The organism is Pseudomonas sp. N-1-13 (assembly GCF_057787095.1).
This window is the reverse complement of the sequence record NZ_JBYNRI010000001.1, coordinates 5,233,414-5,258,719: the sequence shown is the minus strand read 5'-3', so window position 1 is coordinate 5,258,719 and position 25,306 is coordinate 5,233,414. Positions and strand designations below refer to the sequence as shown.

The 25,306-nt window shown below is 55.6% G+C and carries 32 protein-coding genes; all 32 read left to right on the top strand.

The window, feature by feature from the left end:
- Positions 1-77: 77 nt before the first annotated feature.
- The 32 genes from rplL (at position 78) to rpsK (ending at position 25,291) form a co-directional block, all read left to right on the top strand.
- Entirely contained in the window at positions 78-443 is a 366-nt protein-coding gene (gene rplL / locus AC3I65_RS23590; RefSeq protein ID WP_027617682.1) for a 50S ribosomal protein L7/L12, read from the top strand.
- A 220-nt stretch (positions 444-663) separates the two neighbouring features.
- The gene (gene rpoB / locus AC3I65_RS23585; protein WP_047230483.1) at positions 664-4,737 is read left to right on the top strand and encodes a DNA-directed RNA polymerase subunit beta; all 4,074 of its coding nucleotides are present in this window, start codon (positions 664-666) and stop codon (positions 4,735-4,737) included.
- 64 nt (positions 4,738-4,801) lie between these two features.
- Entirely contained in the window at positions 4,802-9,001 is a 4,200-nt protein-coding gene (rpoC, locus tag AC3I65_RS23580; RefSeq protein WP_047230482.1) for a DNA-directed RNA polymerase subunit beta', read from the top strand.
- Between the two features lie 216 nt (positions 9,002-9,217).
- Positions 9,218-9,589 (top strand): 30S ribosomal protein S12, encoded by a 372-nt coding sequence (gene rpsL, locus AC3I65_RS23575; protein WP_003186084.1) that lies wholly within the window; start codon positions 9,218-9,220, stop codon positions 9,587-9,589.
- A 102-nt stretch (positions 9,590-9,691) separates the two neighbouring features.
- On the top strand, positions 9,692-10,162 hold the full coding sequence (rpsG, locus tag AC3I65_RS23570; RefSeq protein WP_003186074.1) for a 30S ribosomal protein S7: 471 nt from the start codon (positions 9,692-9,694) through the stop codon (positions 10,160-10,162).
- Positions 10,163-10,192: 30 nt separating this feature from the next.
- Entirely contained in the window at positions 10,193-12,298 is a 2,106-nt protein-coding gene (gene fusA, locus AC3I65_RS23565) for an elongation factor G (protein WP_047230481.1), read from the top strand.
- A gap of 30 nt (positions 12,299-12,328) precedes the next feature.
- Positions 12,329-13,522: an elongation factor Tu gene (tuf, locus tag AC3I65_RS23560; RefSeq protein ID WP_003186103.1), complete on the top strand. Its 1,194-nt coding sequence runs from the start codon at positions 12,329-12,331 to the stop codon at positions 13,520-13,522.
- A 155-nt stretch (positions 13,523-13,677) separates the two neighbouring features.
- Positions 13,678-13,989 (top strand): 30S ribosomal protein S10, encoded by a 312-nt coding sequence (rpsJ, locus tag AC3I65_RS23555; protein ID WP_003186070.1) that lies wholly within the window; start codon positions 13,678-13,680, stop codon positions 13,987-13,989.
- 80 nt (positions 13,990-14,069) lie between these two features.
- On the top strand, positions 14,070-14,705 hold the full coding sequence (gene rplC / locus AC3I65_RS23550; RefSeq protein WP_003186059.1) for a 50S ribosomal protein L3: 636 nt from the start codon (positions 14,070-14,072) through the stop codon (positions 14,703-14,705).
- A gap of 12 nt (positions 14,706-14,717) precedes the next feature.
- Positions 14,718-15,320: a 50S ribosomal protein L4 gene (rplD, locus tag AC3I65_RS23545; RefSeq protein WP_003186057.1), complete on the top strand. Its 603-nt coding sequence runs from the start codon at positions 14,718-14,720 to the stop codon at positions 15,318-15,320.
- Entirely contained in the window at positions 15,317-15,616 is a 300-nt protein-coding gene (rplW, locus tag AC3I65_RS23540) for a 50S ribosomal protein L23 (protein WP_002555488.1), read from the top strand. The genes rplD and rplW overlap by 4 nt, the downstream gene beginning before the upstream one ends.
- 14 nt (positions 15,617-15,630) lie before the next feature.
- The gene (gene rplB, locus AC3I65_RS23535) at positions 15,631-16,455 is read left to right on the top strand and encodes a 50S ribosomal protein L2 (RefSeq protein ID WP_003186055.1); all 825 of its coding nucleotides are present in this window, start codon (positions 15,631-15,633) and stop codon (positions 16,453-16,455) included.
- 16 nt (positions 16,456-16,471) lie between these two features.
- The gene (gene rpsS, locus AC3I65_RS23530; RefSeq protein ID WP_002555486.1) at positions 16,472-16,747 is read left to right on the top strand and encodes a 30S ribosomal protein S19; all 276 of its coding nucleotides are present in this window, start codon (positions 16,472-16,474) and stop codon (positions 16,745-16,747) included.
- An 11-nt stretch (positions 16,748-16,758) separates the two neighbouring features.
- Complete coding sequence (gene rplV, locus AC3I65_RS23525; protein WP_003103908.1) at positions 16,759-17,091, top strand: 50S ribosomal protein L22; 333 nt, start codon at positions 16,759-16,761, stop codon at positions 17,089-17,091.
- 13 nt (positions 17,092-17,104) lie between these two features.
- Positions 17,105-17,791, top strand: a complete 687-nt coding sequence (rpsC, locus tag AC3I65_RS23520) for a 30S ribosomal protein S3 (protein ID WP_003176422.1) — start codon at positions 17,105-17,107, stop codon at positions 17,789-17,791.
- Positions 17,792-17,803: 12 nt separating this feature from the next.
- Positions 17,804-18,217 carry a 50S ribosomal protein L16 gene (rplP, locus tag AC3I65_RS23515; protein WP_003186052.1) on the top strand — a complete coding sequence of 138 codons (414 nt, stop codon included), beginning with the start codon at positions 17,804-17,806 and terminating at the stop codon, positions 18,215-18,217.
- Positions 18,217-18,408 carry a 50S ribosomal protein L29 gene (gene rpmC, locus AC3I65_RS23510; protein WP_002555481.1) on the top strand — a complete coding sequence of 64 codons (192 nt, stop codon included), beginning with the start codon at positions 18,217-18,219 and terminating at the stop codon, positions 18,406-18,408. The genes rplP and rpmC overlap by 1 nt, the downstream gene beginning before the upstream one ends.
- A gap of 2 nt (positions 18,409-18,410) precedes the next feature.
- A complete protein-coding gene (rpsQ, locus tag AC3I65_RS23505; protein ID WP_003194644.1) occupies positions 18,411-18,677 on the top strand; it encodes a 30S ribosomal protein S17 in 267 nt (88 codons plus the stop codon).
- A 23-nt stretch (positions 18,678-18,700) separates the two neighbouring features.
- Complete coding sequence (rplN, locus tag AC3I65_RS23500; protein WP_002555479.1) at positions 18,701-19,069, top strand: 50S ribosomal protein L14; 369 nt, start codon at positions 18,701-18,703, stop codon at positions 19,067-19,069.
- Positions 19,070-19,080: 11 nt separating this feature from the next.
- Positions 19,081-19,395: a 50S ribosomal protein L24 gene (rplX, locus tag AC3I65_RS23495; RefSeq protein ID WP_003186046.1), complete on the top strand. Its 315-nt coding sequence runs from the start codon at positions 19,081-19,083 to the stop codon at positions 19,393-19,395.
- Positions 19,396-19,415: 20 nt separating this feature from the next.
- Positions 19,416-19,955 (top strand): 50S ribosomal protein L5, encoded by a 540-nt coding sequence (gene rplE, locus AC3I65_RS23490; protein ID WP_003186044.1) that lies wholly within the window; start codon positions 19,416-19,418, stop codon positions 19,953-19,955.
- Positions 19,956-19,968: 13 nt separating this feature from the next.
- Positions 19,969-20,274 (top strand): 30S ribosomal protein S14, encoded by a 306-nt coding sequence (gene rpsN / locus AC3I65_RS23485; protein WP_003186042.1) that lies wholly within the window; start codon positions 19,969-19,971, stop codon positions 20,272-20,274.
- A gap of 210 nt (positions 20,275-20,484) precedes the next feature.
- Positions 20,485-20,877: a 30S ribosomal protein S8 gene (gene rpsH / locus AC3I65_RS23480; RefSeq protein WP_017848802.1), complete on the top strand. Its 393-nt coding sequence runs from the start codon at positions 20,485-20,487 to the stop codon at positions 20,875-20,877.
- A gap of 12 nt (positions 20,878-20,889) precedes the next feature.
- Positions 20,890-21,423 carry a 50S ribosomal protein L6 gene (rplF, locus tag AC3I65_RS23475; protein WP_003186039.1) on the top strand — a complete coding sequence of 178 codons (534 nt, stop codon included), beginning with the start codon at positions 20,890-20,892 and terminating at the stop codon, positions 21,421-21,423.
- A gap of 10 nt (positions 21,424-21,433) precedes the next feature.
- Complete coding sequence (gene rplR, locus AC3I65_RS23470) at positions 21,434-21,784, top strand: 50S ribosomal protein L18 (protein ID WP_003186037.1); 351 nt, start codon at positions 21,434-21,436, stop codon at positions 21,782-21,784.
- Positions 21,785-21,787: 3 nt separating this feature from the next.
- A complete protein-coding gene (rpsE, locus tag AC3I65_RS23465) occupies positions 21,788-22,288 on the top strand; it encodes a 30S ribosomal protein S5 (RefSeq protein WP_003186035.1) in 501 nt (166 codons plus the stop codon).
- Between the two features lie 2 nt (positions 22,289-22,290).
- Positions 22,291-22,467: a 50S ribosomal protein L30 gene (gene rpmD / locus AC3I65_RS23460; RefSeq protein WP_003186033.1), complete on the top strand. Its 177-nt coding sequence runs from the start codon at positions 22,291-22,293 to the stop codon at positions 22,465-22,467.
- Positions 22,468-22,470: 3 nt separating this feature from the next.
- Positions 22,471-22,908 carry a 50S ribosomal protein L15 gene (gene rplO / locus AC3I65_RS23455; protein WP_003186032.1) on the top strand — a complete coding sequence of 146 codons (438 nt, stop codon included), beginning with the start codon at positions 22,471-22,473 and terminating at the stop codon, positions 22,906-22,908.
- Positions 22,909-24,237 carry a preprotein translocase subunit SecY gene (secY, locus tag AC3I65_RS23450; protein WP_047229771.1) on the top strand — a complete coding sequence of 443 codons (1,329 nt, stop codon included), beginning with the start codon at positions 22,909-22,911 and terminating at the stop codon, positions 24,235-24,237.
- Positions 24,238-24,267: 30 nt separating this feature from the next.
- On the top strand, positions 24,268-24,384 hold the full coding sequence (gene rpmJ, locus AC3I65_RS23445; RefSeq protein ID WP_002555468.1) for a 50S ribosomal protein L36: 117 nt from the start codon (positions 24,268-24,270) through the stop codon (positions 24,382-24,384).
- 130 nt (positions 24,385-24,514) lie between these two features.
- Positions 24,515-24,871, top strand: coding sequence for a 30S ribosomal protein S13 (rpsM, locus tag AC3I65_RS23440; RefSeq protein WP_047229770.1), 357 nt, complete (start codon positions 24,515-24,517; stop codon positions 24,869-24,871).
- A gap of 30 nt (positions 24,872-24,901) precedes the next feature.
- The gene (gene rpsK / locus AC3I65_RS23435; RefSeq protein WP_002555466.1) at positions 24,902-25,291 is read left to right on the top strand and encodes a 30S ribosomal protein S11; all 390 of its coding nucleotides are present in this window, start codon (positions 24,902-24,904) and stop codon (positions 25,289-25,291) included.
- Positions 25,292-25,306 lie beyond the last annotated feature (15 nt).

Sequence of the window (25,306 nt, the reverse complement as noted above, 5' to 3'; positions counted from 1 at the left end):
GCTGAGCACTTCCTCTCGCGCTTTTTTGTTTATTTCGATGGCCGCGTAGGCCGTCCCCCAATTCAGGAAATACAGTAATGTCTATCTCCCAAGACGATATCCTCAACGCCGTAGCTGAAATGTCGGTTCTGCAGGTTGTTGAGCTGATCAAAGCTTTCGAAGAGAAATTCGGCGTTTCCGCTGCCGCTGCTTCCGCTGGTCCAGCTGCTGCTGCCGCCGTTGTTGAAGAGCAAACCGAATTCAACGTCATGCTGACCGAAGCTGGCGAGAAGAAAGTAAACGTGATCAAGGCAGTACGTGAACTGACCGGTCTGGGCCTGAAAGAAGCCAAGGCTGTAGTTGACGGCGCTCCTGCCATGGTTCTGGAAGCTGTTGCCAAAGACGCAGCTGACAAAGCCAAGGCCGCTCTGGAAGAAGCAGGCGCTAAAGTCGAGCTGAAGTAAGCATCGACTTTGCGTCTCCAGCCCGAGCGTTAAGCGACAGGCTGATGGCTGGTGGCTTTTGCCACCGGCCTTTTTCCGTTATTGGCAGCCGACTGGGTCGGTGCTTATAGCGCGCTGTATCCACCCGATGTGGTGGCGCAAACCATGGGGTTTGCACGATTTTCTGGCTGCTCCCGTCGGGAGGGGCCAAACAAGCAGGTGACCAAGCTGGGGAACGCTGATGGCTTACTCATATACTGAGAAAAAACGTATCCGCAAGGACTTTAGCAAGTTGCCGGACGTCATGGATGTGCCGTACCTCCTGGCCATCCAGCTGGATTCGTATCGTGAATTCTTGCAAGCGGGAGCGACTAAAGATCAGTTCCGCGACGTGGGCCTGCATGCGGCCTTCAAATCCGTTTTCCCGATCATCAGCTACTCCGGCAATGCTGCGCTGGAGTACGTCGGTTATCGCCTGGGCGAACCGGCATTTGATGTCAAAGAATGCGTATTGCGCGGTGTGACTTACGCCGTACCTTTGCGGGTAAAAGTGCGCCTGATCATTTTCGACAAAGAATCGTCGAACAAAGCGATCAAGGACATCAAAGAGCAAGAAGTCTACATGGGTGAAATCCCCCTGATGACTGAGAACGGTACCTTCGTAATCAACGGTACCGAGCGTGTAATCGTTTCCCAGCTGCACCGTTCTCCGGGCGTGTTCTTCGACCACGACCGTGGCAAGACGCACAGCTCCGGCAAACTGCTTTATTCCGCGCGCATCATTCCTTACCGCGGTTCGTGGCTGGACTTTGAGTTCGACCCGAAAGACTGCGTATTCGTGCGTATCGACCGTCGCCGCAAGCTGCCTGCATCGGTACTGCTGCGCGCGCTCGGCTATACCACTGAGGAAGTGCTGGACGCGTTCTACACCACCAACGTTTTCCATGTGCAGGGTGAGAATCTCAGCCTGGAACTGGTGCCTCAGCGCCTGCGCGGTGAAATCGCTGTCCTCGATATCCAGGATGACAAAGGCAAGGTTATTGTCGAGCAGGGTCGTCGTATCACCGCTCGCCACATCAACCAGCTGGAAAAAGCCGGGATCAAAGAGCTGCAGGTGCCGATCGACTACGTTCTGGGTCGCACCACGGCCAAGGTCATCGTGCATCCAGCTACCGGCGAAATCCTGGCAGAGTGCAACACCGAGCTGAACACCGAGATCCTGGCAAAAATCGCCAAGGCCCAGGTTGTTCGCATTGAAACTCTGTACACCAACGATATCGACTGCGGTCCGTTCATCTCCGACACGCTGAAGATCGACTCCACCGGCAACCAGTTGGAAGCCCTGGTCGAGATCTATCGCATGATGCGTCCTGGCGAGCCGCCAACCAAAGACGCAGCCGAGACCCTGTTCAACAACCTGTTCTTCAGTCCTGAGCGCTATGACCTGTCTGCGGTCGGCCGGATGAAGTTCAACCGTCGTATCGGTCGTACCGAAATCGAAGGTTCGGGCGTGCTGAACAAGGACGACATCGTTGCGGTGCTCAAGACCCTGGTCGACATCCGTAACGGCAAAGGCATCGTCGATGACATCGACCACCTGGGTAACCGTCGTGTCCGCTGCGTAGGCGAGATGGCCGAGAACCAGTTCCGTGTTGGCCTGGTGCGTGTAGAGCGCGCGGTCAAGGAACGTCTGTCGATGGCTGAAAGCGAAGGCCTGATGCCGCAGGATCTGATCAACGCCAAGCCAGTGGCTGCTGCGGTGAAGGAGTTCTTCGGTTCGAGCCAGCTGTCTCAGTTCATGGACCAGAACAACCCGCTGTCGGAGATTACCCACAAGCGTCGTGTATCTGCACTCGGCCCGGGCGGTTTGACCCGTGAGCGCGCAGGCTTCGAAGTTCGTGACGTACACCCGACTCATTACGGTCGTGTATGCCCGATTGAAACGCCGGAAGGTCCGAACATCGGTCTGATCAACTCGCTGGCAGCCTATGCTCGCACCAACCAGTATGGCTTCCTCGAGAGCCCGTACCGTGTGGTGAAAGAAGGTCTGGTGACCGACGAGATCGTGTTCCTGTCCGCAATCGAAGAGGCCGATCACGTGATCGCTCAGGCTTCGGCGACCATGAACGAAAAAGGTCAGTTGATCGACGAACTGGTAGCTGTTCGTCACCTGAACGAGTTCACCGTCAAGGCGCCAGAAGACGTCACCTTGATGGACGTTTCGCCCAAGCAGGTTGTTTCGGTGGCAGCGTCGTTGATTCCGTTCCTCGAGCACGACGACGCCAACCGTGCGTTGATGGGCTCGAACATGCAGCGTCAAGCTGTACCGACCCTGCGTGCCGACAAGCCGCTGGTAGGTACCGGCATGGAACGTAACGTTGCCCGTGACTCCGGCGTTTGCGTCGTGGCTCGTCGTGGTGGCGTGATCGATTCCGTCGATGCCAGCCGTATCGTGGTTCGTGTTGCCGATGACGAAGTTGAAACTGGCGAAGCCGGTGTCGACATCTACAACCTGACCAAATACACCCGCTCCAACCAGAACACCTGCATTAACCAGCGTCCGCTGGTGAGCAAGGGTGATCGGGTTCAGCGTAGCGACATCATGGCTGACGGCCCGTCCACCGATATGGGTGAACTGGCACTGGGCCAGAACATGCGCATCGCGTTCATGGCATGGAACGGCTTCAACTTCGAAGACTCCATCTGCCTGTCCGAGCGTGTTGTTCAGGAAGATCGCTTTACCACGATTCACATTCAGGAACTGACCTGTGTGGCTCGTGACACCAAGCTTGGCCCAGAGGAAATCACTGCGGACATCCCTAACGTGGGTGAAGCCGCACTGAACAAGCTGGACGAGGCCGGTATCGTTTACGTAGGTGCTGAAGTAGGCGCAGGCGACATCCTGGTTGGTAAGGTCACTCCGAAAGGCGAGACTCAACTGACTCCGGAAGAAAAACTGCTGCGTGCCATCTTCGGTGAAAAAGCCAGCGACGTTAAAGACACCTCCCTGCGTGTGCCTACCGGCACCAAGGGTACCGTCATCGACGTACAAGTCTTCACCCGCGACGGTGTAGAGCGTGACGCTCGTGCACTGTCTATCGAGAAGACTCAACTCGACGAGATCCGCAAGGACCTGAACGAAGAGTTCCGTATCGTTGAAGGCGCAACTTTCGAGCGTCTGCGCTCCGCTCTGGTCGGCCACAAAGCCGAAGGCGGCGCCGGTCTGAAGAAAGGTCAGGAAATCACCGACGAAGTTCTCGACGGTCTTGAGCATGGTCAGTGGTTCAAACTGCGCATGGCTGAAGATGCTCTGAACGAGCAGCTCGAGAAGGCCCAGGCCTATATCGTTGATCGCCGCCGTCTGCTGGACGACAAGTTCGAAGACAAGAAGCGCAAACTGCAGCAAGGCGATGACCTGGCTCCAGGCGTGCTGAAAATCGTCAAGGTTTACCTGGCAATCCGTCGTCGCATCCAGCCGGGCGACAAGATGGCCGGTCGTCACGGTAACAAGGGTGTGGTCTCCGTGATCATGCCGGTTGAGGACATGCCGCACGATGCCAATGGCACCCCGGTCGACGTCGTCCTCAACCCGTTGGGCGTACCTTCGCGTATGAACGTTGGTCAGATCCTTGAAACCCACCTGGGCCTCGCGGCCAAGGGCTTGGGCGAGAAGATCAACCGTATGATCGAAGAGCAGCGCAAGGTTGCTGACCTGCGTAAGTTCCTGCACGAGATCTACAACGAGATCGGCGGACGCAACGAAGAGCTGGATACCTTCTCCGACCAGGAAATCCTGGATCTGGCGAAGAACCTGCGCGGCGGCGTTCCAATGGCAACTCCGGTGTTCGACGGTGCCAAGGAAAGCGAAATCAAGGCCATGCTGAAACTGGCAGACCTGCCGGAAAGCGGCCAGATGCAGCTGTTCGACGGCCGTACCGGCAACAAGTTCGAGCGCCCGGTTACCGTTGGCTACATGTACATGCTGAAGCTGAACCACTTGGTAGACGACAAGATGCACGCTCGTTCTACCGGTTCTTACAGCCTGGTTACCCAGCAGCCGCTGGGTGGTAAGGCGCAGTTCGGTGGTCAGCGTTTCGGGGAGATGGAGGTCTGGGCACTGGAAGCGTACGGTGCCGCATACACTCTGCAAGAAATGCTCACAGTGAAGTCGGACGATGTGAACGGCCGGACCAAGATGTACAAAAACATCGTGGACGGCGATCACCGTATGGAGCCGGGCATGCCCGAGTCTTTCAACGTGTTGATCAAGGAAATTCGTTCCCTCGGCATCGATATCGATCTGGAAACCGAATAACACGTGACGCGAATCGAGAGCGGGGCTGTTTTGCCCGCTCTCTGCTCCGCCAGGAGGAAAGGCCTTGAAAGACCTACTGAATTTGCTGAAAAACCAGGGTCAAGTCGAAGAGTTCGACGCCATCCGTATCGGATTGGCCTCGCCTGAGATGATCCGTTCGTGGTCGTTCGGTGAAGTTAAAAAGCCGGAAACCATCAACTACCGTACGTTCAAACCCGAGCGTGACGGCCTGTTCTGCGCCAAGATCTTTGGCCCGGTAAAGGATTACGAGTGCCTGTGCGGTAAGTACAAGCGCTTGAAGCACCGTGGCGTGATCTGCGAGAAGTGCGGCGTTGAAGTCGCGCTGGCAAAAGTTCGTCGTGAGCGCATGGCGCACATCGAACTGGCCTCGCCGGTTGCCCACATCTGGTTCCTGAAATCGCTGCCGTCCCGTATCGGCTTGCTGATGGACATGACCCTGCGTGATATCGAGCGCGTTCTCTACTTCGAGAGCTATGTCGTTATCGACCCGGGCATGACCACCCTTGAAAAAGGTCAGCTGCTCAACGACGAGCAGTACTTCGAAGCGCTGGAAGAGTTCGGCGACGATTTCGATGCCCGCATGGGTGCCGAAGCTGTCCGTGAGCTGCTGCACGCGATCGACCTGGAGCACGAGATTGGCCGTCTGCGTGAAGAAATTCCGCAAACCAACTCCGAAACCAAGATCAAGAAGCTGTCCAAGCGTCTGAAGTTGATGGAAGCCTTCCAGGGTTCCGGCAACCTGCCAGAGTGGATGGTGCTGACCGTTCTGCCGGTTCTGCCGCCAGACCTGCGTCCACTGGTTCCGCTCGATGGCGGTCGTTTCGCGACTTCCGACCTCAACGATCTGTATCGTCGAGTGATCAACCGTAACAACCGCTTGAAGCGCCTGCTTGATCTGTCCGCTCCGGACATCATCGTGCGCAACGAAAAGCGTATGTTGCAGGAAGCTGTCGACGCATTGCTCGACAACGGTCGTCGTGGCCGCGCTATCACCGGTTCCAACAAGCGTCCTCTGAAATCCCTGGCTGACATGATCAAGGGTAAGCAGGGTCGTTTCCGTCAGAACTTGCTCGGTAAGCGTGTTGACTACTCCGGTCGTTCGGTAATTACCGTAGGCCCGACCCTGCGTCTGCACCAGTGCGGTCTGCCTAAGAAAATGGCTCTGGAGCTGTTCAAGCCGTTCATTTTCGGCAAGCTGGAAATGCGTGGTCTCGCGACCACCATCAAAGCCGCCAAGAAGATGGTCGAGCGCGAGCTGCCAGAGGTTTGGGACGTTCTCGCCGAAGTGATTCGCGAACACCCAGTGCTGCTCAACCGTGCACCGACCCTTCACCGTCTGGGTATCCAGGCGTTTGAACCGGTACTGATCGAAGGTAAGGCCATCCAGCTGCACCCTCTGGTCTGTGCTGCGTACAACGCCGACTTCGACGGCGACCAAATGGCCGTGCACGTACCGCTGACGCTGGAAGCCCAGCTCGAAGCGCGTGCGCTGATGATGTCGACCAACAACATCCTGTCGCCAGCCAACGGTGAGCCAATCATCGTTCCGTCGCAGGACGTTGTATTGGGTCTGTACTACATGACTCGTGAAGCGATCAACGCCAAGGGCGAAGGTCGTGTGTTCGCGGATCTGCAGGAAGTTGACCGTGTGTTCCGTGCCGGCGAAGCCGCACTGCACGCCAAGGTCAAAGTGCGGATCAACGAAACCGTGAACGATCGTGATGGCGGCAGCGTGACCAACACCCGTATCGTCGACACCACCGTCGGCCGTGCGCTGTTGTTCCAGGTTGTGCCAAAAGGTCTGTCCTTCGACGTCGTCAACCTGCCGATGAAGAAAAAGGCGATCTCCAAGCTGATCAACCAGTGCTACCGCGTGGTTGGTCTGAAAGAGACCGTGATCTTCGCTGACCAGTTGATGTACACCGGTTTTGCCTATTCGACCATTTCCGGCGTTTCCATCGGTGTTAACGACTTCGTTATCCCGGACGAAAAAGCCCGCATCATCGGTGCTGCTACCGAGGAAGTGAAAGAGATCGAAAGTCAGTACGCCTCCGGCCTGGTAACCCAGGGCGAGAAGTACAACAAGGTGATCGACCTCTGGTCCAAGGCGAACGACGAAGTATCCAAGGCGATGATGGCCAACCTCTCGAAAGAGAAGGTCATCGACCGTCATGGCAACGAAGTCGACCAAGAGTCCTTCAACTCGATGTACATGATGGCCGACTCGGGCGCACGGGGTTCTGCTGCGCAGATCCGTCAGCTCGCCGGTATGCGTGGCCTTATGGCCAAGCCGGACGGTTCCATCATCGAGACCCCGATTACCGCGAACTTCCGTGAAGGTTTGAGCGTACTCCAGTACTTCATCTCCACTCACGGTGCTCGTAAGGGTCTTGCGGATACCGCGTTGAAAACGGCGAACTCCGGTTACCTGACTCGTCGTTTGGTAGACGTTGCGCAGGATCTGGTCGTGACCGAGATCGATTGCGGCACCGAACACGGCCTGGTAATGACTCCGCACATTGAAGGCGGTGACGTTGTAGAGCCGCTGGGTGAGCGCGTATTGGGTCGTGTCATCGCCCGTGACGTATTCAAGCCGGGTACCGAGGACGTAATCGTTCCTGCCGGCACCCTGGTTGACGAGAAGTGGGTCGAGTTCATCGAACTCAACAGCATCGACGAAGTGATCGTACGTTCGCCGATCAGCTGCGAAACCCGCTACGGCATCTGCGCCAAGTGCTACGGTCGCGACCTGGCTCGTGGTCACCAGGTGAACATCGGTGAAGCGGTCGGCGTTATCGCTGCCCAGTCCATCGGTGAGCCGGGTACCCAGCTGACGATGCGTACGTTCCACATCGGTGGTGCGGCCAGCCGAACCTCCGCAGCTGACAGCGTTCAGGTGAAGAATGGCGGTACTGTCCGTCTGCACAACCTCAAGCACGTAGAGCGCGTGGACGGTCACCTGGTGGCTGTATCCCGTTCCGGTGAGCTGGCGATCGCTGACGACTTCGGTCGCGAGCGCGAGCGCTACAAGCTGCCGTACGGTGCTGTGATTTCGGTCAAGGAAGGTGACAAGGTCGACGCTGGCGCTATCGTGGCCAAGTGGGATCCGCACACCCACCCGATCGTGACCGAAATGAAAGGTACCGTGACCTACGTGGGCATGGAAGAAGGCATCACGATCAAGCGTCAGACTGACGAATTGACCGGTATGACCAACATTGAAGTACTTGACGCGAAAGATCGTCCAGCTGCTGGCAAGGACATCCGTCCGGCCGTGAAGATGGTCGACGACAACGGCAAGGATCTGTTGCTGCCAGGCACTGACGTAATCGCTCAGTATTTCCTGCCAGCCAACGCCCTGGTCGGTGTTGCGGACGGTGCGCGGATCGCGATCGGTGATGTTATCGCTCGTATCCCGCAGGAAACTTCGAAAACCCGCGACATCACCGGTGGTCTGCCGCGTGTTGCCGACTTGTTCGAAGCCCGTCGTCCGAAAGAAGCCTCGATTCTGGCTGAAGTCAGCGGCACCATCGCGTTCGGTAAAGAGACCAAGGGCAAGCGCCGTCTGGTCATCACGCCGAACGACGGTAGCGATCCGTACGAAGAGCTGATTCCGAAGTGGCGTCACCTGAACGTCTTCGAAGGCGAACAGGTAAACCGCGGCGAAGTTATCTCCGACGGCCCGAGCGATCCACACGACATCCTGCGTCTGCTGGGTGTGAGTGCGCTGGCCAAGTACATCGTGAACGAGATCCAGGACGTTTACCGTCTGCAAGGCGTGAAGATCAACGACAAGCACATCGAGACCATCCTGCGTCAGATGCTGCGTAAAGTTGAGATCGCTGAATCCGGCGATTCGAGTTTCATCAAGGGCGACCAGATGGAGCTGACTCACGTACTGGTGGAAAACGAGCGCCTGGCGACGGAAGACAAGTTCGTCTCCAAGTTCACTCGCGTGCTGCTGGGTATCACCAAGGCGTCGTTGTCCACCGAATCGTTCATCTCGGCGGCTTCCTTCCAGGAAACCACCCGTGTACTGACCGAAGCGGCGGTAACCGGCAAGCGCGATTACCTGCGCGGCCTGAAAGAAAACGTGGTCGTGGGTCGTCTGATCCCGGCTGGTACCGGTTTGGCCTATCACAGCGAGCGCAAGCGTCGTCGTGATGCAGACAAGCCGTTGCGCGTAAGCGCCAGTGAAGTGGAAGCTGCACTGACCGAAGCACTGAACTCGAGCGGTAACTGAGTTCTGCGGTAATTAAGTGCCTGGCCCTGGTCATCCCGTTTGCTGGATCGAGACAAAATGTCGAGATCCGGCGGGCGGGGAGGTCGGGGCCTTGCCTTGACTGGGAACAAGATCCTCTTTAGACTCTTGATCCCCTAAATTTGGCGGGAATTCGTTCCTGCCATTTTGCTTTTCTTGTAAGACAATAGCGTCGCAAGACAACAGTGGAGCTAGTAGATGGCAACTATCAACCAGCTGGTACGTCAGCCGCGTAAGCGTATCGTCGAGAAATCCGACGTGCCTGCGCTGCAGAACTGCCCGCAACGTCGTGGCGTATGCACCCGTGTGTATACCACCACGCCGAAAAAACCTAACTCGGCACTGCGTAAAGTATGCCGTGTGCGTCTGACCAACGGTTTCGAGGTTTCCTCGTACATCGGTGGTGAAGGCCACAACCTGCAAGAGCACAGCGTGGTACTGATCCGCGGCGGTCGTGTAAAAGACTTGCCAGGTGTTCGTTACCACACCGTTCGCGGTTCTTTGGATACTTCCGGCGTTAAAGGTCGTAACCAGGGTCGTTCGAAGTACGGTACCAAGCGTCCGAAGTAATCGGCCGTTTTGCAGTTTTTCATTTTATTGAGTCGATAAGAGTAAGGTCGGGCACGCATTAGCTGTCCCGGGCTAACCTGAAGACCGTTTGAGGGCTTATCAATGCCAAGACGTCGCGTAGCAGCCAAACGTGAGATTCTGGACGATCCGAAATACGGAAGCCAGATTCTCGCCAAGTTCATGAACCACGTAATGGAAAGCGGCAAGAAAGCCGTTGCCGAGCGTATTGTTTATGGCGCACTGGACAAAGTTAAGGAACGCAAGAACAGCGATCCCCTGGAAATCTTCGAGAAAGCTCTCGACGCCATCGCTCCGCTGGTCGAAGTGAAGTCGCGCCGTGTAGGCGGTGCTACTTACCAGGTTCCGGTCGAAGTTCGTCCGTCCCGTCGTAACGCCCTGGCAATGCGCTGGTTGGTAGACTTCGCCCGCAAGCGCGGTGAGAAGTCCATGGCTCTGCGTTTGGCTGGCGAACTGTTGGACGCTGCTGAAGGTAAAGGTGCTGCAGTTAAGAAGCGTGAAGACGTGCACCGTATGGCTGAAGCCAACAAGGCTTTCTCGCACTACCGCTTCTAATTCTAGCGTCACTCAATTTGCGAGGGCTTTATGGCTCGTACTACACCGATTAATCGCTACCGTAACATCGGTATCGTTGCCCACGTGGATGCTGGTAAAACCACCACCACTGAGCGCGTCCTTTTTTACACTGGCAAAAGTCACAAGATGGGCGAGGTGCATGATGGCGCCGCGACCACCGACTGGATGGTGCAGGAGCAGGAGCGTGGTATTACCATTACTTCTGCTGCCATTACCGCCTTCTGGAAGGGTTCCGAGAAGCAGTATCCGCACGAGCATCGCTTCAACGTTATCGATACCCCGGGTCACGTGGACTTCACCATTGAAGTTGAGCGTTCCCTGCGTGTACTCGACGGCGCTGTGGTTGTGTTCTGCGGTACCTCGGGTGTTGAGCCTCAGTCGGAAACCGTATGGCGTCAGGCCAACAAATACGGTGTTCCACGTCTTGTTTACGTAAACAAGATGGACCGTGCTGGTGCCAACTTCCTGCGCGTGATCGGTCAGATCAAGCAGCGTCTGGGTCACACTCCGGTGCCGATCCAGCTGGCTATCGGTTCCGAGGACAACTTCCAGGGTCAGATCGATCTGATCAACATGCAAGCTGTCTACTGGAACGATTCTGACAAGGGTATGGTTCCTGTTCGCAAGGACATCCCGGCAGAGTTGCTGGAAGAAGCCGAGAAGTGGCGCGGCAACATGGTTGAGGCTGCGGCCGAAGCCAACGAAGAACTGATGAACAAGTACCTTGAGGGTGAAGAGCTCACCAACGAGGAAATCAAGGCCGCTCTGCGTCAGCGTACCATCGCTGGTGAGATCGTTCTGGCTGTTTGCGGTTCTTCCTTCAAGAACAAGGGTGTTCCCCTGGTTCTCGATGCTGTGATCGACTTCCTGCCTGCTCCAACCGACATTCCTGCTATCAAGGGTTCCAACCCTGATAACGAGGAAGAGGAAATGGAGCGTCATGCAAGCGACGACGAGCCTTTCGCGGCCCTGGCGTTCAAGATCGCTACCGACCCATTCGTGGGCACCTTGACCTTCGTTCGGGTTTACTCGGGCGTGTTGAACTCCGGCGACGGCGTGATCAACTCTGTTAAAGGCAAGAAAGAGCGTGTGGGTCGTATGGTGCAAATGCACGCAAACGCCCGCGAAGAGATCAAGGAAGTGCGCGCTGGCGACATCGCGGCCTTGATCGGCATGAAGGACGTCACCACCGGTGAAACCTTGTGCAACGCTGACAAGCCGATCATCCTGGTTCGCATGGACTTCCCGGAGCCGGTTATTTCGGTTGCCGTTGAGCCAAAAACCAAGGATGACCAGGAAAAAATGGGTATCGCTCTGGGCAAGCTTGCTCAGGAAGATCCATCTTTCCGCGTCAAGACTGATGAAGAGACCGGTCAAACGATCATCTCTGGCATGGGCGAGTTGCACCTGGACATCCTGGTTGACCGGATGCGCCGTGAGTTCAACGTCGAAGCCAACATCGGCAAGCCTCAGGTTTCCTATCGTGAGCGCATCACGAAGAACTGTGAAATTGAAGGCAAGTTCGTTCGCCAGTCCGGTGGTCGTGGCCAGTTCGGTCACTGCTGGATTCGTTTTGCGCCGGCTGACGAAGGTCAGGAAGGTCTGCAATTCGTGAACGAAGTCGTAGGTGGTGTGGTTCCTAAGGAATACATCCCGGCGATCCAGAAGGGTATCGAAGAGCAGATGAAGAACGGCGTTGTTGCCGGCTATCCGCTGATCGGCCTGAAGGCGACTGTGTTCGATGGTTCTTACCACGACGTCGACTCCAACGAGATGGCGTTCAAGGTGGCTGCTTCCATGGCGACCAAGCAACTGGCCCAGAAGGGCGGTGGTGAGTTGCTTGAGCCGATCATGGCGGTAGAGGTTGTTACGCCTGAAGACTACATGGGTGATGTCATGGGCGACCTTAACCGTCGTCGTGGCATGATTCTGGGTATGGAAGATACGGTTTCCGGCAAGGTCATTCGTGCCGAGGTTCCGTTGGGTGAAATGTTCGGTTACGCAACCGACGTTCGTTCCATGTCTCAGGGTCGCGCGAGCTACTCTATGGAATTCAAAAAATACAATACAGCTCCGTCGCATATCGTCGAAACTGTTACCAAAAAGCAAGGCTGATTCAGCCCTTTAAGCTAGGAGTTAATTGTCGTGGCTAAAGAAAAATTTGAACGGAACAAACCGCACGTCAACGTTGGCACCATCGGTCACGTCGACCACGGTAAAACCACGCTGACCGCTGCTCTGACCCGTGTCTGCTCCGAAGTTTTCGGTTCGGCCAAGGTTGACTTCGACAAGATCGACAGCGCCCCGGAAGAGAAAGCTCGCGGTATCACCATCAACACCGCTCACGTTGAATACGATTCGGCCGTGCGTCACTACGCACACGTTGACTGCCCAGGTCACGCCGACTACGTAAAAAACATGATCACTGGTGCTGCCCAGATGGACGGCGCGATCCTGGTTTGCTCGGCCGCTGATGGTCCGATGCCACAAACCCGTGAGCACATCCTGCTGTCCCGTCAGGTAGGCGTTCCGTACATCGTTGTCTTCCTGAACAAGGCTGACATGGTTGACGACGCTGAGCTGCTGGAACTGGTTGAGATGGAAGTGCGCGATCTGCTGAGCACTTACGACTTCCCAGGTGATGACACTCCAATCATCATCGGTTCGGCTCTGATGGCTCTGAACGGCCAAGACGACAACGAAATGGGCACCACCGCTGTCAAGAAGCTGGTGGAAACTCTGGACAGCTACATCCCAGAGCCAGAGCGTGCTATCGACAAGCCGTTCCTGATGCCAATCGAAGACGTATTCTCGATCTCTGGTCGCGGTACTGTTGTGACTGGTCGTGTTGAGCGTGGCATCGTCCGCATCCAGGAAGAAGTTGAGATCGTCGGTCTGCGCGACACTCAGAAAACTACCTGCACCGGCGTTGAAATGTTCCGCAAGCTGCTCGACGAAGGTCGTGCTGGCGAGAACTGCGGCGTACTGCTGCGCGGCACCAAGCGTGACGACGTTGAGCGTGGCCAGGTTCTGGTCAAGCCAGGCACCGTCAAGCCGCACACCAAGTTCACTGCAGAAGTTTACGTTCTGAGCAAGGAAGAAGGCGGCCGTCATACTCCGTTCTTCAAAGGCTACCGTCCACAGTTCTACTTCCGTACAACTGACGTGACCGGTAACTGCGAGCTGCCAGAAGGCGTTGAAATGGTAATGCCAGGTGACAACATCCAGATGACTGTCACTCTGATCAAGACCATCGCGATGGAAGACGGTCTGCGTTTCGCTATCCGTGAAGGCGGTCGTACCGTCGGCGCTGGCGTCGTAGCCAAAGTCATCGAGTAAGTCTCTTGTAGAGTCAGCTTGATGAGTTGAAGAGCCCCCGCCTAGCGGGGGCTTTTTTATTGGGTTGACACCTATCAGGGGCGTCTATAGAATTGCGCCTCCTTTTAACGGGCGTATTGCGCTCGGTGGGAATAGCAGCCGGAGTCTGAAATCCAATGCAAAATCAGCAAATCCGTATCAGGTTGAAGGCTTTTGACCATCGCCTGATCGACCAATCCACCCAGGAAATCGTGGAAACCGCGAAACGTACTGGTGCTCAAGTGCGTGGTCCAATTCCACTGCCTACCCGTAAAGAGCGGTTCACCGTTCTGGTCTCCCCGCACGTCAACAAAGACGCGCGTGACCAGTACGAGATCCGTACTCATAAGCGCGTTCTGGACATCGTCCAGCCAACGGATAAAACCGTTGATGCACTTATGAAGCTTGATCTTGCGGCCGGTGTGGAAGTGCAGATCAGCCTCGGCTAAGACTCGGTCTTGGTCGTGTAACGCTCTGAAATGGGCGGCCATAGCGGGTGAAAGCCCCGTACACTCATGAGGTTTACAACATGACTATTGGTGTAGTCGGTCGTAAATGCGGTATGACCCGTATTTTCACCGAAGAAGGTGTCTCCATTCCGGTCACGGTCATTGAGATCGAGCCGAATCGCGTCACCCAGTTCAAAACTGAAGAGACCGATGGCTATCGTGCAGTGCAAGTCACTGTCGGCGAGCGTCGTGCTTCGCGTGTAACAGCTGCTCAAGCTGGCCACTTCGCCAAGGCGAACGTTGCCGCTGGTCGTACCGTAATGGAATTCCGCCTTGAAGAAGGCGAGTACCAGGCCGGCGATCTGATCAACGCTGAAATCTTCGCTGCTGGTCAACTGGTTGATGTAACCGGTCAGTCCAAGGGTAAAGGCTTCCAGGGTACGATCAAGCGTTGGAACTTCCGCGGGCAAGATAACACCCACGGTAACTCCGTATCCCACCGCGTTCCAGGCTCTATCGGCCAGTGCCAGACTCCTGGTCGTGTATTCAAGGGCAAAAAAATGTCCGGTCATATGGGCGCTGAGCGCGTGACCGTGCAGTCCCTCGAAGTAGTGCGCGTGGACGCTGAACGCAATCTGTTGTTGGTCAAGGGCGCTGTTCCTGGCGCTACTGGCGGCAACTTGGTTGTACGTCCAGCAGCCAAGGCTCGCGGTTAAGGGGAAGCTGACATGCAATTAAATGTAAATGACGCTCAAGCGATCGAAGTTTCCGAACTGACATTTGGCGGCGAATTCAACGAGACGCTGGTTCACCAAGCAGTCGTGGCCTACATGGCTGGCGGCCGTCAAGGTAGCAAGCAGCAAAAGACCCGTTCCGACGTTTCTGGTGGCGGTAAGCGCCCATGGCGTCAGAAAGGTACTGGCCGTGCTCGTGCCGGTACTATCCGTAGCCCAATCTGGCGTGGCGGCGGTACCACTTTTGCAGCTCGTCCTCAGGATCACTCCCAGAAGCTGAACAAGAAGATGTATCGCGCAGCAATGCGTTCCATCCTTGCTGAGCTGGTGCGTACTGATCGTCTGGTCGTGGTTCAGGACTTCGCTGTTGAAGCACCGAAAACCAAAGATCTGCTGAACAAGCTGAACGGCATGGGCCTGACTGACGTCCTGATCGTGTCTGACGCTGTTGATCAGAACCTGTACCTGGCTGCTCGCAACCTGCCACACGTTGATGTTCGTGACGTGCAAGGTTCCGATCCGGTCAGTCTGATCGCATACGACAAGGTGTTGATCACCGTGTCGGCCGTGAAGAAATTCGAGGAGCTGCTGGGATGAACCAGGAACGCGTATTTAAAGTTCTGCTTGGCCCGCACGTTTCCGAGAAGGCTACGGTTCTGGCAGACAAGAAAGGCCAGTTCGTTTTCAAGGTTGCTACCGACGCAACCAAGCTGGAAATCAAGAAGGCCGTCGAAAGCCTGTTCAGCGTGAAAGTAGAGCGCGTTACTACCCTGAATGTTCTGGGTAAGAGCAAGCGCACTGCTCGCGGTCTGGGCAAGCGTAATGACTGGAAGAAGGCAGTTATCTCCCTTCAGCCAGGCCAAGATCTCGATTTCAGCAGCAGTGCTGAGTAAGGAAGGGGTGCATCATGGCAATCGTTAAATGCAAACCGACTTCCCCTGGCCGCCGTTTTGTGGTCAAGGTGGTCAACCAGGAGCTGCATAAAGGCGCTCCTCACGCACCGCTGCTCGAGAAAAAATCGAAGTCTGGTGGTCGTAACAACAATGGCCGTATTACCACTCGTCACATCGGTGGTGGTCATAAGCAGCATTATCGTCTGGTCGACTTCCGTCGCAACGACAAGGATGGCATCGCTGCCACCGTCGAGCGTATCGAATACGATCCAAACCGTACTGCTCACATCGCTCTGCTGCTGTACGCAGATGGCGAGCGTCGCTACATCATCGCCCCTAAAGGCGTGAGTGCTGGCGACCAGCTGATCGCAGGTGCTTTGGCACCGATCAAGCCGGGCAACGCTCTGCAGCTGCGTAACATTCCAGTTGGTAGCACCGTACACGGCATCGAATTGAAGCCAGGTAAAGGCGCACAGATCGCTCGTTCCGCTGGTGCTTCGGCTCAGTTGATCGCTCGTGAAGGTGTCTACGTGACCCTGCGTCTGCGTTCTGGTGAGATGCGTAAAGTACTGGCTGAGTGCCGTGCGACCCTGGGCGAAGTCTCGAACTCCGAGCACAGCCTGCGTTCGTTGGGTAAAGCTGGTGCCAAGCGCTGGCGTGGCGTTCGCCCAACCGTTCGTGGTGTTGCCATGAACCCGGTTGACCACCCACATGGTGGTGGTGAAGGTCGTACCTCTGGTGGTCGTCATCCGGTATCGCCATGGGGCTTCCCGACTAAGGGCGCGAAGACTCGTGGTAATAAGCGTACCGACAAAATGATCGTCCGTCGTCGCAAGTAAATAGAGGGATACGACAGTGCCACGTTCTCTGAAAAAAGGTCCTTTTATTGATCTTCACCTACTGAAGAAGATCGAAGTGGCGGCGGAAAAGAACGATCGCAAACCAGTTAAGACCTGGTCGCGTCGTTCGATGATCCTGCCACAAATGGTCGGTCTGACCATCGCAGTACACAACGGTCGCCAACACGTCCCAGTTCTCGTTAACGAAGACATGGTCGGCCACAAACTGGGCGAGTTTGCCGGTACCCGCACATACCGTGGGCACGTGGCTGACAAGAAAGCCAAGCGTTAAGGGGTAAGGAAATGGAAGTAGCCGCTAAGTTGTCGGGCGCTCGAATCTCCGCCCAGAAAGCCCGCTTGGTCGCCGACCAGATCCGCGGGAAGAAGGTGGGCGAAGCGCTCAACCTGTTGGCTTTCAGCAGTAAGAAAGCCGCCGAGATCATGAAGAAAGTGCTGGAGTCGGCCGTAGCCAACGCCGAGCATAACGAAGGCGCAGATGTTGATGACCTGAAGGTCAGCACCGTTTTCGTCAACGAAGGGCGTTCGCTGAAGCGCATCATGCCACGTGCCAAAGGCCGTGCTGATCGCATCGTCAAGCGGTCTTGCCATATCACTGTCAAGGTTGCTGACAAGTAACGGAGTCGAAGAGATGGGTCAGAAAGTACATCCCATTGGCATTCGCCTGGGAATCGTCAAGGAGCACACCTCCGTCTGGTACGCAGACGGTCGGACTTATGCGGACTACTTGTTCGCTGATCTGAAGGTGCGTGAGTATCTCCAAGACAAACTAAAAAGCGCGTCCGTAAGCCGTATCGATATCCATCGTCCGGCGCAGACTGCACGCATCACCATCCACACTGCTCGTCCAGGTATCGTTATCGGGAAGAAAGGTGAAGATGTTGAGAAGCTGCGTCAGGACCTGACCAAGCAAATGGGTGTGCCTGTGCACATCAATATCGAAGAGATCCGCAAGCCGGAGCTCGACGGTATGCTGGTTGCGCAGAGCGTAGCTCAGCAGCTGGAGCGTCGTGTAATGTTCCGTCGCGCTATGAAGCGCGCTGTACAGAACGCAATGCGCATTGGTGCCAAAGGCATCAAAATCCAAGTGAGCGGTCGTCTCGGCGGTGCTGAAATCGCACGTACTGAATGGTATCGCGAAGGTCGTGTGCCACTGCACACCCTGCGTGCCGACATCGACTATGCCAACTACGAAGCTCACACCACCTACGGTGTGATCGGTGTAAAGGTTTGGATCTTCAAAGGCGAAGTAATTGGTGGTCGCCAAGAAGAGCTGAAGCCACAAGCACCAGCGCCTCGTAAAAAAGCTGCTAAGTAAGGGGTACGCCAAATGTTGCAACCAAAGCGTACGAAGTTCCGCAAGCAGATGACCGGTCACAACCGTGGCCTGGCATTGCGCGGTAGCAAAGTCAGCTTCGGCGAGTTCGCGCTGAAGTCTGTTGCTCGTGGTCGTCTCACCGCTCGTCAGATCGAGTCAGCGCGTCGTGCTCTGACCCGTCACGTAAAACGTGGCGGCAAGATCTGGATCCGTGTATTCCCGGACAAGCCTGTCACCAAGAAGCCACTCGAAGTTCGGATGGGTAAAGGTAAGGGTAACGTGGAGTACTGGGTTGCCCAGATTCAGCCAGGCAAAGTCCTGTATGAAATCGAGGGTGTTTCTGAAGAGCTGGCGCGTGAGGCTTTCGCCCTGGCTGCTGCAAAGCTGCCGCTCGCCACCTCCTTTGTTAAACGGACGGTGATGTGATGAAAGCGAATGAACTTCGTGAAAAATCAGCACAGCAGCTGAACGAGCAACTGCTCGGCCTGCTGCGCGACCAGTTCAATCTGCGTATGCAGAAAGCAACTGGCCAGTTGGGGCAGTCTCATCTGCTCTCGCAAGTTAAGCGTGACATCGCTCGCGTGAAAACTGTGCTCAACCAGCAGGCAGGTAAGTAATCATGGCTGAAGCCGAAAAAACTGTCCGTACGCTGACTGGCCGTGTTGTCAGCGACAAGATGGACAAAACCATCACCGTTCTGATCGAGCGTCGCGTTAAGCACCCGATCTACGGTAAATACGTTAAGCGTTCGACTAAGCTGCACGCGCACGACGAAACCAATCAGTGCCACATCGGCGACAAAGTCACTATTCGTGAAACTCGTCCGATGGCCAAGACCAAGTCTTGGGCGCTGGTTGATGTTCTCGAACGCGCTGTGGAAGTCTAAGGGCTAGGGGTCGGAGAAATTATATGATTCAGACTCAATCCATGCTCGATGTGGCCGATAACAGCGGCGCTCGCCGTGTTATGTGCATCAAGGTGCTGGGTGGCTCCCATCGTCGTTACGCTGGTATTGGTGACATCATCAAAGTTACCGTCAAGGAAGCAATTCCTCGCGGTAAGGTGAAAAAAGGCCAAGTGATGACTGCTGTTGTAGTCCGCACTCGCCACGGTGTTCGTCGCGCTGACGGCTCCATCATCCGCTTTGATGGCAACGCTGCTGTTCTGTTGAACAACAAGCAAGAGCCAATCGGCACCCGTATCTTTGGGCCAGTGACCCGTGAGCTTCGTACTGAGAAGTTCATGAAGATCGTCTCGCTCGCCCCAGAAGTGCTGTAAGGAGATCCGACATGCAAAAGATTCGTCGTGACGACGAGATCATCGTGATCGCCGGCAAGGACAAGGGTAAGCGCGGTAAGGTGCTGAAGGTTCTCGCTGACAACCGTCTGGTTGTTGGTGGCTTGAACCTGGTCAAGCGCCATACCAAGCCTAACCCGATGTCGGGCGTACAGGGCGGTATCGTCGAGAAAGAAGCGCCACTGCACGCTTCCAACGTCGCCATTTTCAACGGCGAAACCAACAAGGCTGACCGCGTTGGTTTCAAAGTAGAAGACGGTAAGAAAATTCGTGTCTTCAAGTCGACCCAAAAAGCGGTTGATGCTTGAACACTGCTAGGTAGAAGACCATGGCACGACTAAAAGAGATTTACCGGAAGGAAATCGCACCGAAGCTTAAGGAAGAACTTAAGCTTTCGAACGTGATGGAAGTTCCGCGCGTTACCAAAATCACCCTGAACATGGGTCTGGGCGAAGCGATCGGCGACAAAAAAGTCATCGAGCACGCTGTTGCTGACCTGGAAAAGATCACCGGTCAGAAAGTCGTTGTGACTTACGCTCGGAAATCCATCGCTGGCTTTAAAGTCCGTGAAGGTTGGCCGATCGGCGTCAAAGTGACCCTGCGCCGTGAGCGTATGTACGAGTTCCTGGATCGTCTGCTGTCGATCTCCCTGCCTCGGGTTCGCGACTTCCGCGGCCTGAATGCCAAGTCCTTCGATGGTCGTGGTAACTACAGCATGGGCGTTAAAGAGCAGATCATTTTCCCGGAAATCGATTACGACAAGATCGACGCTCTCCGCGGTCTGGACATTACCCTGACCACCACTGCTCGGACGGATGACGAAGGTCGCGCACTGCTGCGCGCTTTCAAATTCCCGTTCCGCAACTGATTGGAGTAGGAAAATGGCCAAGAAGAGCATGAAAAACCGTGAGCTGAAGCGTCAGCTCACCGTTGCCAAGTACGCCACCAAGCGTGCAGCGCTGAAAGCTATCATCGTTGATCTGAACGCAAGTCCAGAAGCGCGTTGGGAAGCTACCGTAGCACTGCAGAAGCAGCCACGTGACGCAAGCGCTTCGCGCATGCGTAACCGCTGCCGCTTGACTGGTCGTCCGCACGGCGTGTACCGCAAGTTCGGCCTCGGCCGTAACATGCTGCGTCAAGCTGCAATGCGTGGTGACGTTCCAGGTCTGGTTAAAGCCAGCTGGTAAGCACTGTCAATGTCTCGGTGTTCGGGGTCGCAAGATCCTGACCGCCGGTGACCTTGAACTTGAATCAAGCCCCTTTTGGGGCTTGATTCATTTGTGGGGTGTGTCTAGAATACCCGGCTCGCCTGAGCCCGTGCTTTTATCGCGCGGATGTACTCGGCGACACGTAGTAGCCGAAAGGCTAATTTTTTGTGTATTAGGAGCGTCTAGCCCATGAGTATGCAGGACCCGTTAGCGGACATGCTAACTCGTATCCGTAATGCCCAGATGGCTGAAAAGTCCGTCGTAAGCATGCCATCTTCTACTTTGAAGGTAGCTGTTGCCAAAGTCCTGAAGGACGAAGGTTACATTGCGGGTTATCAGATCAGCAGCGAAATCAAGCCACTGCTGTCCATCGAGCTGAAGTACTTCGAAGGCCGTCCGGTCATCGAGGAAGTGAAGCGCGTTAGCCGTCCAGGCCTGCGTCAGTACAAGTCCGTCGAGGATCTGCCAAAAGTTCGTGGCGGTCTCGGTGTGTCTATCGTCTCCACCAACAAAGGTGTGATGACGGATCGTGCTGCGCGCGCTGCCGGTGTCGGCGGCGAAGTTCTTTGCACTGTGTTCTAAGGGGGGATAAGCATGTCACGCGTCGCTAAGAACCCCGTTAAGCTGCCAGCCGGTGTCGAAGTCAAATTCGCAGGCCAACAGCTTTCGGTGAAGGGTGCCAAGGGCACTCTGCAACTGAACATCCATTCGTCCGTTGAGATTGTTGAAGAAGCTGGTGAGCTGCGTTTCGCTGCTCGCAATGGCGATCAACAGACTCGCGCAATGGCTGGTACCACTCGTGCGTTGGTAAACAACATGGTCCAAGGCGTAAGCCAAGGCTTCGAGCGCAAGCTCCAGCTGGTCGGTGTTGGTTACAAGGCGCAAGCAAAAGGCACAGTGCTGAACCTGGCTCTTGGCTTCTCGCACCCAGTGGATTATGAACTGCCGGAAGGCATCACCGCTGAGACTCCTAGCCAGACCGATATCCTGATCAAGGGCATCGACAAGCAGCTGGTAGGTCAAGTGGCCGCCGAGATCCGCGACTTCCGTCCACCAGAGCCGTACAAAGGCAAAGGTGTGCGCTACGCGGACGAAGTCGTCCGTCGTAAAGAAGCCAAGAAGAAGTAGGGCATAGCAAATGACCGACAAAAAAGTTACTCGACTGCGTCGCGCTCGCAAAGCACGCCTGAAAATGCACGAACTCGAAGTCGTGCGTCTCTGCGTGTTCCGCTCGTCGCAGCACATCTACGCCCAGGTCATTTCGGCCGACGGCAACAAAGTCCTGGCAAGTGCCTCGACTTTGGATAAAGAACTGCGTGATGGCGCCACTGGCAACATCGACGCGGCCACTAAGGTTGGCCAGCTGGTCGCTACGCGTGCTAAAGCCGCTGGCGTCTCGCAGGTGGCTTTCGACCGCTCTGGCTTCAAGTACCACGGCCGCGTCAAGGCGCTGGCTGATGCTGCTCGTGAAGCTGGGCTGGAGTTCTAAGTTATGTCAAATAACGACCAAAAGCGCGACGAAGGCTACATCGAGAAGCTGGTTCAAGTTAACCGCGTAGCCAAAACCGTTAAAGGCGGCCGTATCTTCACTTTCACCGCGTTGACCGTGGTTGGTGATGGTAAAGGGCGTGTTGGCTTCGGCCGTGGCAAGTCGCGTGAAGTGCCTGCTGCGATCCAGAAGGCAATGGAAGCTGCTCGCCGCAACATGATCCAGGTTGATCTGAACGGCACCACTCTGCAGTACGCAATGAAGTCCGCCCATGGCGCTTCGAAGGTGTACATGCAGCCTGCTTCTGAAGGTACCGGTATCATCGCTGGCGGCGCTATGCGTGCTGTCCTCGAGGTTGCTGGCGTTCAGAACGTTCTGGCCAAGTGCTACGGCTCGACTAACCCAGTAAACGTGGTTCACGCCACTTTCAAGGGTTTGAAAGCAATGCAGTCTCCTGAATCCATTGCCGCCAAGCGTGGCAAAAGCGTCAAGGAGATCTTCTGATCATGGCTACCGTAAAAGTTACGCTGATCAAAAGCATGACCGGCCGCATCCCTAACCACAAACTGTGCGTTAAGGGTTTGGGTCTGCGTCGCATCGGTCACACTGTAGAGGTCCTGGATACTCCCGAGAATCGCGGGATGATCAACAAGGCCTACTACATGCTGCGTGTAGAGGGTTAATCGATGAAACTCAATGATCTGAGTCCAGCGCCGGGTTCCCGTCGCGAAAAGCATCGTCCGGGCCGTGGTATCGGTAGTGGTTTGGGCAAGACCGGTGGCCGTGGCCACAAAGGTCAAACCTCCCGCTCCGGTGGCACCATTGCTCCAGGCTTTGAAGGCGGTCAACAGCCGCTGCATCGTCGCCTGCCGAAGTTCGGTTTCGTTTCCCTGAAGGCCATGGATCGCGCAGAAGTGCGTCTGTCCGAGCTGGCTAAAGTGGATGGCGACATCGTCACCGTGCAGTCCCTGAAGGATGCCAACGTGATCAACCAGAACGTACAGCGTGTGAAAATCATGCTGTCGGGCGAAGTTGCTCGCGCTGTCACCATCGGAAAGGGAATCGGCGCCACCAAAGGTGCGCGTGCGGCTATCGAAGCAGCTGGCGGCAAGTTCGAGGAATAAATGGCTAAGCAAGGTGCTCTCTCTGCGCTCGGCAAAGGCGGTATGTCTGAACTCTGGGCTCGTCTGCGTTTTCTGTTCCTGGCGATTATCGTCTACCGAATAGGCGCACACATCCCGGTTCCAGGTATCAACCCGGACCGACTCGCGGACCTGTTTCGACAGAATGAGGGGACCATTCTTAGCTTGTTCAACATGTTTTCCGGCGGTGCGCTGGAACGGATGAGTATCTTTGCTCTGGGGATCATGCCGTACATCTCGGCATCGATCATCATGCAACTGATGACCGCCGTCAGCCCACAGCTGGAACAGTTGAAGAAGGAAGGTGAAGCTGGCCGTCGCAAGATCAGCCAGTACACCCGCTACCTCACCGTCGTCCTTGCTCTTGTCCAGGCTGTTGGCATGTCCATCGGTCTGGCAGGGCAAGGCGTAGCGTTCACTGGTGACTTTGGCTTCCATTTCGTCGCAGTAACCACGTTTGTGGCGGGTGCGATGTTCATGATGTGGCTGGGTGAGCAGATTACTGAGCGTGGTGTTGGCAACGGTATCTCGATGTTGATTTTCGCAGGTATCGTCGCCGGTCTTCCGAGAGCGATCGGGCAGTCTTTCGAGTCTGCGCGTCAGGGTGACATCAACATTTTTGCCCTGGTTGCGATCGGTTTGCTGGCAGTAGCGATTATCGGTTTCGTGGTGTTCATTGAGCGTGGTCAGCGTCGTATTGCTGTTCACTACGCCAAGCGTCAGCAGGGCCGCAAGGTATTTGCTGCGCAGACTAGCCACTTGCCGCTGAAGGTGAATATGGCCGGTGTTATCCCGGCTATTTTTGCGAGCAGCATTTTGCTGTTCCCGGCTTCGCTGGGTGCCTGGTTTGGTCAGTCTGAAGGTATGGGCTGGCTGCAGGACATCTCGCAGTCGATCGCTCCTGGTCAGCCGTTGAATATTCTGCTGTTTAGTGCAGGGATTATTTTCTTCTGCTTCTTCTATACGGCGTTGATGTTCAATCCGAAAGACGTAGCGGAAAACCTGAAGAAGTCCGGTGCCTTTATTCCGGGTATCCGTCCAGGCGAGCAGTCGGCGCGCTACATTGATGGCGTTTTGACTCGTTTGACCTTGTTCGGTGCTCTCTATATGACGGCCGTCTGCTTGCTTCCCCAGTTCCTGGTGGTTGCGGCAAACGTTCCGTTCTACCTTGGCGGGACCTCGTTGCTGATCGTGGTCGTGGTTGTGATGGACTTCATGTCCCAAGTACAATCGCACCTCGTTTCGCACCAGTACGAATCCCTGATGAAGAAAGCCAACCTGAAGGGCTACGGCAGCGGCATGTTGCGCTGAGTAGCGTCCATAAGGTTCGAGGAGTTGGTGATGAAAGTTCGTGCATCGGTGAAAAAGCTGTGCCGTAACTGCAAGATTATTCGCCGCGAAGGCGTTGTTCGGGTAATTTGCAGCGCGGAACCGCGTCACAAACAGCGCCAAGGCTGAGTGTGATTGTGCTTTAAGCCCGGCAGCTAGTGCGCTGCCGGGTTGATTATTTGTTATTACAGCGATATTATCTCGCGCCCTATTTCTTGGCTTCCGGGGCGTAGGTAGCTGTCAATTGGAGTCCCACTGAATGGCCCGTATTGCAGGCGTTAACATTCCAGATAACAAGCATACTGTTATCTCGCTGACCTACATCTATGGTGTTGGTCGCACTACTGCACAGAAAATTTGTGCAGTGTCTGGGGTAAACCCAGCGGCAAAGATCAAAGATCTGAGCGACGAGCAGATTGAACAGCTGCGTGGCGAAGTGGCGAAGTTCACCACTGAAGGTGACCTGCGTCGCGAAATCAACATGAAAATCAAGCGCTTGATGGACCTCGGTTGCTATCGCGGTCTGCGTCATCGTCGTGGTCTTCCAGTACGCGGTCAGCGTACCAAGACCAACGCGCGTACCCGTAAAGGTCCGCGTAAGCCGATCCGCAAGTAATCGCCCCAGCGAATCGACAGGAATTTAATCATGGCAAAACCTGCTGCTCGTCCTCGTAAAAAAGTTAAAAAGACAGTGGTTGATGGCATCGCCCACATCCATGCTTCTTTTAACAACACCATCGTGACCATTACCGACCGTCAAGGTAACGCTCTTTCCTGGGCAACCTCCGGTGGTTCGGGTTTCCGCGGTTCCCGCAAGTCCACCCCGTTCGCTGCTCAAGTAGCTGCTGAGCGTGCTGGTCAAGCTGCGCTGGAATACGGTCTGAAAAACCTCGACGTTAACGTCAAGGGTCCAGGTCCGGGTCGTGAATCCGCAGTCCGCGCTTTGAACGGCTGTGGCTACAAGATCGCCAGCATCACCGACGTGACGCCAATCCCGCACAACGGGTGCCGTCCGCCGAAGAAGCGCCGCGTGTAATCCAGGAGATTGTAA